Here is a 12,382-nt window from a genome sequence, read left to right as displayed (position 1 = left end):
ATTTTTGTCCTATTTTGTTTGAGTCAGTCCGCCTTACTTGGCCGGAGTTGCTTCTTTTTGTGTAGCGGCTTTCGCACGACTGGTCAGGGCTGCAGCTTCTTTCTTTGCATGAAGTTCGCCTAATGCCCGCTTGTACTCATTCGGGAACACCTTGAAGAAATTCAAGCGCGCCGTATCCCAGTTGTCCAGCAGCTCGCGCGCCCGTTTGCTTCCCGTCCAGCGGTTGTGGTCCTGCAGCAGCTTTTTAAGCTGCGCTTCATCGCTTTGGCCACGATGCCACAAGCTGGTGTCCAGCACCGTGGCTTGCTCAGCCTCAGTCAACACCTTATCCAGCGAAACCATCGCAGTGTTGCATCGGGTGGCGAACTGGCCATCTTCGTCATACACATAGGCCACGCCACCACTCATGCCTGCCGCAAAATTGCGGCCGGTTTTCCCCAACACAGCGACCGTGCCACCCGTCATGTATTCGCAGCCATGATCACCGGTGCCTTCAATCACGGCAGTGGCTCCTGACAGGCGGACTGCGAAACGCTCACCGCCGACGCCGCTGAAGAACGCCTCCCCGCTGGTCGCTCCAAACATCACCGTGTTGCCGACGATGGTGTTGCGTACGGACTCACCCCGAAAGTCGATGCTGGGTCGAACAACCACACGGCCGCCGCTCAGGCCTTTGCCGGTGTAGTCATTGGCATCGCCAATCAGGTACATGGTGATGCCGCTGGTCAGGAAAGCGCCAAAGGACTGACCGCCCGTGCCTTCCAGCTGAATGCGAATGCTGTCATCAGGCAAGCCCTCAGGGTGCACTCTGGTCACTGCGCCAGACAACATGGCGCCGACGGAGCGGTTCACGTTGCGGGCGACTTCAATGAACTTGACACGCTCGCCGCGCTCAATGGCGGGTTGCGACTTGGCGATCAGGATGTTGTCCAAGGCGTTTTCCAAACCATGGTCCTGCGTTTCCGTCTGGAAGCGAGGCACGTCAGCCGGAACAATGGGCATGGCGAATACGCGACTGAAATCCAGGCCACTGGCTTTCCAGTGCGCAATGCCCTGGCGCGTGTCCAGCAGATCAGCGCGGCCAATCATGTCGTCAAACTTGGCAATGCCCAGTTGCGCCATGATGTGTCGCACCTCTTCTGCAATAAAGAAGAAGTAATTCACCACATGCTCAGGCTTGCCGGAAAACTTGCGGCGCAAGGCAGGGTCCTGGGTCGCAACGCCGACCGGGCAGGTGTTCAGATGGCATTTGCGCATCATGATGCAGCCCTCAACCACCAGCGGGGCCGTGGCGAAACCGAACTCATCGGCACCCAGCAAAGCGCCAATGGCGACGTCACGACCGGTTTTCATCTGACCATCAGCCTGCACCCGAATTCGACTACGCAGACGGTTGAGCACCAATGTCTGTTGGGTTTCGGCCAGCCCGATTTCCCATGGACTACCGGCATGTTTGATGGACGACCAGGGCGACGCACCTGTACCGCCGTCGTGCCCGGCGATCACCACATGATCGGCCTTGCACTTGGCCACGCCAGCGGCGATGGTTCCCACACCAATTTCAGACACCAATTTGACGCTGACGTCAGCATGAGGTGCGACGTTTTTCAAGTCGTGAATCAGTTGCGCCAAATCTTCGATTGAATAAATGTCATGGTGCGGTGGTGGCGAGATCAGACCCACACCTGGCACCGAGTGACGCAAACGACCGATGTACTCGGACACCTTGCCGCCGGGCAGTTGACCACCCTCTCCGGGCTTGGCGCCCTGGGCCATCTTGATCTGAATCTGGTCCGCGCTGGTGAGGTATTCCGCTGTGACACCAAAGCGACCCGAGGCCACCTGCTTGATGCGGGAACGCAAGCTGTCACCATCCTGCAAAGGCATGTCGACTTCAACCACGTCATTGCCGATGACACTCTTCAGCGAATCACCCTTTTTGATCGGGATGCCCTTGAGCTCGTTGCGGTAACGCGCTGGGTCTTCACCGCCCTCGCCGGTGTTGCTTTTGCCGCCAATGCGGTTCATGGCCACAGCCAACGTGGCGTGTGCCTCGGTAGAAATGGAGCCCAGGGACATGGCACCGGTGGCAAAGCGTTTGACGATCTCCTTGGCTGACTCGACCTGATCCAGGGGAATGGCTTTGGACGGGTCAATCTTGAATTCAAACAAGCCGCGCAGCGTCATGTGGCGCTTGCTTTGGTCGTTGATCAGCTCGGCGTACTCTTTGTAGGTATTCCAGTTGTTGGCGCGGGTGCTGTGTTGCAGCTTGGCAATCGCATCAGGCGACCACATGTGGTCTTCACCGCGCACGCGCCAAGCGTACTCACCACCTGCGTCCAGCATATTGGCCAGCACGGGATCATCGCTGAAGGCCGCTTTGTGCATGCGAATCGCCTCTTCGGCAATTTCGAACACACCAATGCCTTCGACTTTGCTTGGTGTACCGGTGAAGTACTTGGCCAGCGTCTCGGTGTTCAGGCCAATGGCCTCGAACAACTGGGCGCCGCAATAGCTCATGTAAGTGGACACGCCCATTTTGGACATGATCTTGGACAAGCCTTTGCCTACTGCCTTGATGTAGTTGTAAATCGCTTTTTCAGCGCTCAGGTCACCCGGCAACTCCTTGTGAATAGCCGCCAAGGTTTCCATGGCTAAATACGGGTGAACCGCCTCGGCGCCATACCCGGCCAGCACGGCAAAGTGATGCACTTCACGGGCTGTGCCAGTTTCTACCACCAAGCCAGCCGTGGTGCGCAAGCCTTCACGCACCAGATGCTGGTGAATGGCCGACAAAGCCAGCATCGCAGGAATGGCAACCTGGGTTGCACTTAAACCCCGGTCACTGATGATCAGGATGTTTTTTCCGCCTTTGATGGCATCCACGGCCTCAGCGCACAAGGAGGCCAGCTTGGCTTCCACCCCTTCATGGCCCCATGACAAGGGGTAGGTGATATCCAGCGTGTAACTGCGGAACTTCCCCTTGGAGTGCGTATTGATGTCACGCAACTTGGCCATGTCAGCAAAATCCAGCACGGGCTGGCTCAACTCCAAGCGCATGGGCGGGTTGAGGTGGTTGATGTCCAGCAGATTTGGCTTGGGGCCGACAAAGGACACCAGCGACATCACGATGGCTTCACGAATGGGATCGATCGGTGGATTCGTGACCTGGGCGAACAACTGCTTGAAGTAGTTGTAGAGCGGCTTGTTCTTGTCGCTCAACACGGCCAGCGGGCTGTCGTTGCCCATCGAGCCCAAAGCCTCTTCCCCGGCGGTGGCCATGGGGGCGATCAGGAACTTCAGGTCTTCCTGTGTAAAACCAAATGCCTGCTGGCGATCCAACAGGGACACGCCGCTATCGGCCACAGGCACTGACGTGTCGCCGCCTGGCACATCGTCCAGACGAACCCGCACGTTCTCAATCCATTGGCTGTAAGGTTTGCTCTGGGCGAGGTTGGACTTTAGCTCGTCATCGTCAATCATGCGACCCTGTTCCAGGTCGATCAGGAACATCTTGCCGGGCTGAAGACGCCACTTGCGTACGATTTTGTTTTCAGGTACGGGCAACACGCCGGATTCAGAGGCCATGATCACCAGATCGTCGTCAGTGATGCAATAACGTGAGGGGCGCAGGCCGTTGCGGTCCAGCGTGGCGCCAATCTGGCGGCCATCGGTGAACACAATGCTGGCGGGGCCGTCCCACGGCTCCAACATGGCTGCGTGGTATTCATAAAACGCCTTGCGACGCGGATCCATGGTGGTGTGCTGCTCCCAAGGCTCGGGAATCATCATCATCACGGCCTGGCTGATCGGGTAACCCGCCATGGTCAACAATTCAAGACAGTTGTCAAAAGTCGCGGTGTCGGACTGGTCAGCGAAGCTGATGGGGTACAACTTTTGCAAGTCGTCACCCAGCACGGGCGAAGCCATCACGCCTTCGCGCGCCTTCATCCAGTTGTAGTTGCCCTTGATGGTGTTGATCTCGCCGTTGTGGGCGACATAACGGTAGGGGTGAGCCAGTGGCCACTCCGGAAAGGTATTGGTTGAGAAACGCTGGTGCACCAGGCCCAAGGCAGAGATGCAGCGCGGGTCTTCCAGATCTTTAAAGTACACGCCAACCTGATTGGCCAGCAACAGGCCTTTGTACACCACGGTGCGGCTGCTCATGCTGGGCAGGTAGTACTCTTTGCTGTGTGTGAGCTTGAGGCGCTGGATATTGGCGCTGCACGTCTTGCGAATCACATACAGCTTGCGCTCCAGCGCGTCTTGCACGATGACATCGGCACCCCGGCCAATGAACACCTGACGCATGATGGGTTCTTTTTTGCGCACGGTGGGCGACATCGGCATGTCGCGGTTCACCGGCACATCGCGCCAGCCCAACAACACCTGCCCCTCGGCCTTGATCGCGCGCTCCATCTCCTGCTCGCAAGCGAGGCGAGAAGCACTCTCCTTCGGCAGGAACATCATGCCCACGCCGTACTCACCGAGCGGCGGCAAGATCACGCCTTGAGCAGCCATTTCTTCCCGGTACAGGGCATCAGGCAACTGAATCAGGATGCCGGCACCGTCACCCATCAGCTTGTCAGCGCCGACTGCGCCCCGATGGTCCAGGTTTTCCAGAATTTTCAGGGCACCCTGAATGATGTCGTGGGACTTTTTGCCCTTGATATGGGCCACAAAACCCAGGCCGCAAGCGTCATGCTCGCTGGCCGAAGAGTACAAACCGTGGTCTTGAAGATGCTTGATCTCGGCAGCCGTTGTCATGGCGCGCTCCTAAAAAAGTGGCAGATACGTCGAGCATACTGCACTGCAACAATGATGCCCATGATTTTAAATGGGGTCAGATTCTGATTAAAACTCCATGAAAGACTCTCTACATTATTTGGGGACACATCAAAAATTGTAGCAAACTATGTTTAGAATAAAAGGACAGAAGCCCTATTCATCGCTATTTTTCAAGGTGGAAATCGGCCTTCCGGGCGACGACTTGCTCAGTCGCCGCGGCGTCCTTTTTTGCAAATCGTCGACAAATGCCGAACTTCCCAAGGCCCAACCATTCAGTGCGGAATCGGTCAAGGTGGCTTGCTGCACCATGTTGATCCCTGTCTGCACCATATCGGCATAAGCCGCCTCCCGAGCGAAAGGCGTGTTGCCCAACTCCCAAAGCAATGGATGGGGCGTGATGAGCTTGTCAATACGTTGGCCCGTGTAATGACCATAACTTGACCACGGATAGTCCCCCGCGTGAGCGACCATGCCCGCCCGAACGGGGTTGAGGTCGATGTAAGTCATACAGGCCAGCAAAAACTGCTCCGCTTCGATCACGGTGGATCGGTAGCGCCCTTCCCACAAGGTGCCCGTGCGGCCCTGCAAGTCATTGAAGTAGCGCACATAGCGCCGCCCAACAGCCTGCATCATCAGAGGCAAACCTTCGTCTGTGCGTGGCATAAGCAGCAGATGAAAGTGGTTGCCCATGAACACATAGGCGTGAATATCCACATCAAATTTTTTGGCGCTCTCCGCGAGCAACTCCTGCAGAGCTTGATAATTTTCCGGGCCGGCAAAAATCGCCTGTCGATTGTTGCCGCGCTGGATCACATGATGGGCGTAGCCGGGTAGCGTGAATCGGGGAAGTCGGGCCATGAGATGTAATCCATAGGAGTTGGCTTCCATCTTAGCGGCGATCTGACCCCTATTATTTACAGCAACACTCTTGCCTGGCACTCAGAGTGAAGGTTGACGCCTCTACACCCGTTCAGCGGGCTGTTCACCATCAACAGTCGAGTCCGGTTTGACCTTGTCTTCTGGCAGCTTAAACCGTGTTTCAAGCAAGTCACTCAGGCCAAACTCCTGCAGCAAGGCGAGCAGCCGCTGCGCCGCCGCGCGCTTCTTCTGCCCGGTGTACTTGGCAATGATGAGCTCGTTTTTCATGCTGTGCTCCCATCCCACCAGTTCGGTAACTGTGACCTGATAGCCCCACGCCTCCAGATAGAGGCAGCGCAGCACGTTGGTGATCTGACTGCCCATTTCCCGAGTGTGCATGGGGTGGCGCCACAACTCAGCCAGCGGCGTACGCGACAAGGACAGGGCTTTGTGTTGGTTCAAAACCCGGGCAACTTCAGCCTGACAGCAGGGCACCAGCACCATGAAGCGGGCTTTTTTCTGCAACCCAAATGCAATGGCATCGTCAGTGGCTGTATCGCAGGCGTGAAGCGCCGTCACCACATCAATCTGGAGCGGCAATTCAGCGGCAAGTGCAGACTCTGCCACGGTCAGGTTGAGAAACGACATTCGTGAGAAGCCGAGCTGAGCAGCCAACGCCCGTGACTTCTGCACCAACTCCGGCCGGGTTTCAATGCCGTAGATGTGGCCATGACTCAACGCCTTGAAAAACAAGTCGTAAATGATGAAACCCAAATAGGACTTGCCCGCACCGTGATCAGCCAAGGTAATGCCGCCATTCGTGCTCGGCACCTCATGGAGCAGCTTCTCAATGAACTGAAACAGGTGGTATACCTGCTTGAGCTTGCGCCGAGAGTCTTGATTTAACTTTCCATCACGGGTCAGAATGTGAAGTTCTTTCAACAACTCAATCGATTGGCCCGGGCGAATTTCAGGGGCAATGCTGGCGCTTGCCGCTGGGTCAGCAGTTTGCTCTAGTCCGCGTTGGGGTGCGCGTTCATTTTTTTGGGATTTCATCCGCCAATGATGCCATGCCCAATGGATCCGTCGAAGGCCCGACCTGAAGCGCCGACCAACCATCCGTGCCGAGTTGCTCCAATGTTTGCATATTCACCTCAAAGATTGCCTCGGCATTTGGAAACGCGGCAACGGCTCGGTCAATACTCTCCTCACGCAGGAGGTGCAACGTCGGATAAGGTGACCTATTGGTGAAATTGGTGATGTCGTTGACCTGAGTTCCCCCAAACTGATACTGCGGATGAAAGCTGGCGATTTGAATAACGCCATCGAGGTCAAGATCAACCAATGCTTGATCAGCGGTATCCAGAAAATCATTGAAGTCCAGGAAGTCAGACAGGCAATCCGGCGCAATCAAAAGCGTTGTATCGCGCACAGAAGCATCCAGCGCAGCAAGATCTTTCAGCTCGCCAATCAATCGTTCCAACAATGCATCTGCCGTGCTACCAAGGCTCACCGCGTAGTGCACCTGACCCTTGACGTGCACACTCTTTGCAAAAGGACAGAGGTTTAAACCAATCACTGCGCGCTCCAACCAAGTGCGGGTATCTTGCTCTACGGTCATTGGGGAGAGTTCAGGTCGATCAAAGGTCATGAGGGGATCGAGGGAGTTGAGGACAAAAACAAGGCGCCTGCTGGCGTTATCTCAGCCACTGGCGACCGGTCAAGCGTTCGTGCTCACGCCCGGCAAATCGGTCGGTCATTCCTGCGATGTAGTCCGCCACGCTGCGGGGGAGTTCATCTCGGTCATCGCCGTGCAGACTTTGAAACCGTGCCAAAAACCCTTTCGCCATTTCTTGGGGTGATGCCAAGTAGACGGAGAAGAGATCTTTGACCACCTGCTGCGCCTGCCCGGTCATATCCATGACTTGAGGATGTCGATACAACTGTGACAACAGGAATGATTTGAGAACCTGAGAACGTTCGCCCATCGGTGCGTTGAACTTGACCAATGGCGGCGCAAGCCGTACCGCAGACACGCTGGCCGGATTGACCTGAGCCAATGCGGCACCCGTCGCCGAAATGACGTCATAAACTTGCGCGCTGAGCATCCGTCGGATCGATTCGTAGAGCAGGCGACGACCCTGGGACAGCGCGCTGAGGGTCGGAAACTCCTCAAGCGTTTCCCGTCTGAACACGTCAAACAGGGGCACATCCTGCAACTGCTCCAAGGTAATCAATCCAGAGCGAACACCGTCGTCAATGTCATGCGCGTTGTAAGCAATCTCGTCTGCGAGGTTGCAAAGCTGTGCCTCCAGGCTGGGTTGGGTTCGCGCCAAAAACCGGTGCCCTACCCCCATGGGCTCCATCCGCTCAAGTACCTCAGCATGGCGACGCGAGCAGTGCTTCAAAATACCTTCACGGGTTTCAAAAGTCAGGTTGAGTCCGTCAAACTCGGGATAACGAGCCTCCAACTCGTCCACCACCCGCAGACTCTGAAGGTTGTGCTCAAACCCACCATATTCACGCATGCAGTCGTTCAAGGCATCCTGCCCCGCATGTCCAAACGGTGTATGCCCCAAGTCATGGGCCAGGGCAATGGCCTCCACCAGATCTTCATTGAGTTGAAGTGACCGGGCGATCGACCTGCCCAACTGAGCCACTTCCAGCGAATGGGTCAACCGTGTGCGAAACAAGTCACCTTCATGGTTCAGAAAAACCTGAGTTTTGTAAACAAGACGCCGAAATGCGCTGCTATGCACAATTCGGTCACGATCGCGTTGATAGTCAGTTCTTGTTGGCGCTGGCGCCTGTGCGAAGCGGCGACCAAGAGATTGATCAGGGTGACAAGCGTAGGCAGCTAGCATATAGTGGCAACGGCAAAAAGCGCCAAAGGCTCTGAAATACGGTCGTAGATAGCTATCACTCTTGACTATTCCCACTGCAGCAAGATTTGATGACTTCCCGAACCATCGCATCGGGCGCAGCTCGCATGATGGCCCGCCCAGGACCGTCAATCAATACAAACTTAATCTCCCCCGCCTCGGCCTTTTTGTCCACTCGCATCAAATCCAGATAACGCCCCTCATTGTCAGTGTCGGAAAGCTGCGGGCCCACGACAGGCAGCCCGGCCAATTGGATCAAGCTCGTCAGTCGGTGAACAAATTCAGCGTCCACCAAGCCCAATCGCTGAGATAGATGAGCCGCCATGACCATTCCACACCCAACACCTTCGCCGTGAAGCCACTCGCCATACCCGAGGCCTGCCTCAATCGCATGACCAAAAGTATGTCCAAAATTGAGGATCGCCCGCAGTCCTGACTCGCGTTCGTCTTGTCCCACGACCCAAGCCTTGATCTCGCAACTGCGTTTTACCGCGTAGCCCAAGGCCGCGGGATCGCGTGTCATCAGCGCGTGCATGTTGTCTTCTGTCCAATTGAAAAAAGCCATGTCGGCAATCGGGCCGTACTTGATCACTTCGGCCAACCCGGCGCTGAGCTCTCGCTCAGGCAAGGTCTTAAGCGTGTCAAGATCGCAAACCACCTTAAGTGGTTGATAAAACGCGCCGATCATGTTTTTCCCCAAGGGGTGATTGATCGCAGTTTTGCCGCCCACAGAAGAGTCGACCTGCGCTAGCAGCGTCGTTGGCACCTGCACAAAGGGCACGCCACGCATGTAACTGGCGGCTGCAAATCCTGTCATGTCGCCAACCACACCGCCGCCCAAAGCGAACAGCACAGTTTTCCGGTCGCATGCATTTGCAAGCAAGGCGTCAAATATGAGATTGAGGCTGTCCCACGTCTTGTACTCTTCGCCATCAGGCAAGGTCACCGTATGAATATGGGTGTACTTCCCCCGCAATGCTTTCTGCAACCGAGCTGCATAAAGTGGTGCTACGGTGACGTTGCTCACAATTAGTGCGCTTGTCGCGCCTGGGACCTCGGAGTAGGTCAGTGGGTTATCAAACAGAGAGCCGCGAATAGAAATCGCGTAGCTTCGTTCCTGAAGGTCAATTGATACGGTTTGGAGGTCAGTGGCGTTCATAAGGCAAGTTTAGACCCACTTATCGCTCACACTCACTCAGCACACCAATTTAGGACTCAGGCTAGGGGCCGGTCACCTGCCAACTCAATCTGCATGACGATCATATTGACCAACGTCGCTACGGAAGGACGGCCGGTCTCGATGACGAATTCCGCTGTTTCACGGTAAAGTGGGTCGCGTTGCGCATACAGATCCCGCAACCGGGCCAATGGATCCGCGACCTGCAGCAATGGACGGTCCATATCGTGCCTCAGTCGCCGGAACAACTCAGTCGGTGTCGAGTTGAGATAGACAACCCGCGTACGGCCCGCCAAGTGCCGACGATTTTCCTCGCGCAAAACTGCTCCGCCCCCAGTGGACAAAACCCCGCTGGATTCGCTGGTCAATTGATCAATGACTGTCGCTTCAACATCACGAAACGACGCCTCCCCTTCTCGCTCAAAAAAAGCCTTGATAGAGCAACCTAGCCGCTGCTCAATCAAGTGATCAGAGTCAAAAAAAGGAATATGCATTCGCCTTGCAAGTTGGCGCCCTACTGTCGACTTCCCTGACCCGGGAAGCCCCACCAAACTAATCATCAATAAAACTGACCAATCAATGCAGAAAGTATCACCGCTTGGCCCGGTCTGTCACCACTTTGGGTGTAATGAAGACCAGCATTTCCGTCTTGTTGGCGACTTGTGAGCGACTCTTGAATAGATTGCCGATGCCAGGCAAATCACCCAAAAGTGGGACTTTGGTTTCACTATTTGTCTCGACCAACTCAAAAATACCCCCGATAACAACTGTCCCACCATTTTCAACCAACACCTGAGTTTGAATATGCTTAGTATTGATGGCGAATCCTGCTGCTGTGGACTGGCCAACAGTGTCTTTCGTCACATCAACATCAAGGATGATATTGCCTTCAGGCGTAATTTGAGGCGTCACTTCCAGCTTCAAGTTAGCTTTGCGGAACGCGATTGAGGTTGCACCACTGGCAGACGCCACTTGATACGGCAACTCTGTTCCCTGTTCAATCAAGGCCTTAATTTGATCCGCCGTTACAACGCGAGGACTGGATACAACCTTTCCCTTCCCGTCTGCTTCCAAGGCGGAAAGTTCAAGATTCAGAAAGCGCCCGGCACCTGCTCCAAAGAGAGAGAGGGCAAAAGAGGCAGGGTTATACGCATTTTGTCCAACAGCAGGCAAATTCACAAAGTTGCCGGAAGTTGTCCCGCTAGAACCGGCCGAATATGACGATCCAAACGAGGCATTCAATGGACTGCCATCAGAGCTAGCTAGTTGAACCGTACCTGTTCCCCCGCCCAATTTGATGCCCAAAGATTTTCCAAAGGTGTCTGAGGCTTCAACAATTCGAGCCTCGATCAAGACCTGACGAACCGGAATGTCAAGTTTTGCAATCAACGCCTGCACTTGCTCCAACTTGCTTGGAATGTCTGTTACAAACAATTGGTTCGTACGCACCTCTGAAATCGTACTGCCTCGCGGACTAAGCAGTCGAGAGCTATTACCACTGGTACCACTCCCTGATGCCGTCAACTGGGCAGCAATGTCTGCCGCTTTGGCATAGTTCATTGGAAACGCCTGCGTCCGCAATGGCTCCAAGTTCTGCAGGGCCATCGTTGACTCAAGCTCCAATTTTTCTTTTGCGTTGATTTCGTCTTTCGGCGCGATCCACAAGACATTGCCAGTCTTGCGCATTCCCAAGCCTTTGGATTGAAGAATAATGTCAAGGGCTTGATCCCAAGGAACATCCTGCAAACGCAATGTGACAGTACCGGTCACAGAGTCCGACGTGATCACGTTGAAATTCGTGAAGTCTGCAATCACTTGCAACAGAGATCGGACCTCGATACTCTGAAAATTCAGTGAAAGCTTCTGGCCTGTAAAACCTGGTCCCTGAGACAACTTGTTGGGATCAACCTTGACCGGCTTGACCTCAATCACAAACTGTTCATCGCTCTGATACGCACTGTGAATCCACTGGCCTTTCGGTTCGATGACCATCCTCACCCGATCGCCTACCTGAAACGAAGTGACCGTCTGAACCGGCGTTCCAAAGTCCGAAACATCGAGTCGGCGGCGCAATCCCTCAGGCAGCGCTGACTTCATGAACTCAACAACCAGTGACTGGCCCTGCTGACGAATATCAACACCCACCTGGTTATTGGGCAAACCGACAACTATGCGGCCTGAACCCTCATCCCCACGGCGGAAATCCAAGTCTTTAATGGGCAAGGTGTCCCGATTGCCGTTGGCAGAAAAGACTGGCGCGGCGGTTGCGGCAGGCGCCGCAGTTGCGGCGGAATCCAAAACAATCAGAAGAGATTTCCCTTGAATCTGGGTTTTGTAAGTCGTTGGCAGCTTCAGGTTGACGACGACACGGGTCCGGTCGCCCGCTTGTACTACGCTGACTGACTTCAAATTACCTTGATTGACATCGACAGTTGATCGGCCCATGGCGCTAGTCACACCGGGAAAGTCAAGCGCAATTCTCGCTGGAGACTGAATAGAAAACCCAGTTGGAGCAACCGCCAACGGCTGTGTCAGATCAACCCGTATCACTTCAACTCCACTTTGAAGTGAACCCGTCACTGACTCAATTGCAACCTGAGCCCTTAGGGATGCCGTGGCAAATAAAATCGGCAAGATAAATACCATCCGTTGCCACATGTGCATCTTCGCTCCATTG

8 protein-coding genes are annotated in these 12,382 nt (G+C 55.0%); all 8 read right to left on the bottom strand.

Features of this window, described 5'->3' with window-relative positions; translation table 11 throughout:
* Positions 1-33: 33 nt before the first annotated feature.
* Positions 34-4,767: a glutamate synthase-related protein gene (locus J8G15_RS19950; RefSeq protein ID WP_210544558.1), complete on the bottom strand. Its 4,734-nt coding sequence runs from the start codon at positions 4,765-4,767 to the stop codon at positions 34-36.
* Positions 4,768-4,941: 174 nt separating this feature from the next.
* Positions 4,942-5,646: a transposase gene (locus J8G15_RS19945; protein WP_210544556.1), complete on the bottom strand. Its 705-nt coding sequence runs from the start codon at positions 5,644-5,646 to the stop codon at positions 4,942-4,944.
* A 102-nt stretch (positions 5,647-5,748) separates the two neighbouring features.
* Entirely contained in the window at positions 5,749-6,702 is a 954-nt protein-coding gene (locus J8G15_RS19940; protein ID WP_210544554.1) for an SAM-dependent methyltransferase, read from the bottom strand.
* Complete coding sequence (locus J8G15_RS19935) at positions 6,683-7,297, bottom strand: DUF1415 domain-containing protein (protein ID WP_210544552.1); 615 nt, start codon at positions 7,295-7,297, stop codon at positions 6,683-6,685. Before J8G15_RS19935 ends, J8G15_RS19940 begins: the two co-directional genes overlap by 20 nt.
* Positions 7,298-7,343: 46 nt before the next feature.
* Complete coding sequence (locus J8G15_RS19930) at positions 7,344-8,510, bottom strand: deoxyguanosinetriphosphate triphosphohydrolase (RefSeq protein WP_210544550.1); 1,167 nt, start codon at positions 8,508-8,510, stop codon at positions 7,344-7,346.
* 55 nt (positions 8,511-8,565) lie between these two features.
* Positions 8,566-9,687: a 3-dehydroquinate synthase gene (gene aroB / locus J8G15_RS19925; protein WP_210544549.1), complete on the bottom strand. Its 1,122-nt coding sequence runs from the start codon at positions 9,685-9,687 to the stop codon at positions 8,566-8,568.
* Positions 9,688-9,743: 56 nt separating this feature from the next.
* The gene (locus J8G15_RS19920) at positions 9,744-10,268 is read right to left on the bottom strand and encodes a shikimate kinase (RefSeq protein WP_210544546.1); all 525 of its coding nucleotides are present in this window, start codon (positions 10,266-10,268) and stop codon (positions 9,744-9,746) included.
* Between the two features lie 28 nt (positions 10,269-10,296).
* Positions 10,297-12,363, bottom strand: coding sequence for a type IV pilus secretin PilQ (pilQ, locus tag J8G15_RS19915; RefSeq protein WP_240538594.1), 2,067 nt, complete (start codon positions 12,361-12,363; stop codon positions 10,297-10,299).
* Positions 12,364-12,382 lie beyond the last annotated feature (19 nt).

It is taken from the genome of Rhodoferax sp. PAMC 29310, assembly GCF_017948265.1.
Classification (GTDB): domain Bacteria; phylum Pseudomonadota; class Gammaproteobacteria; order Burkholderiales; family Burkholderiaceae_C; genus Rhodoferax.
The sequence above is the reverse complement of the archived record's forward strand: the minus strand, read 5'-3'. Positions and strand labels throughout refer to the sequence as shown.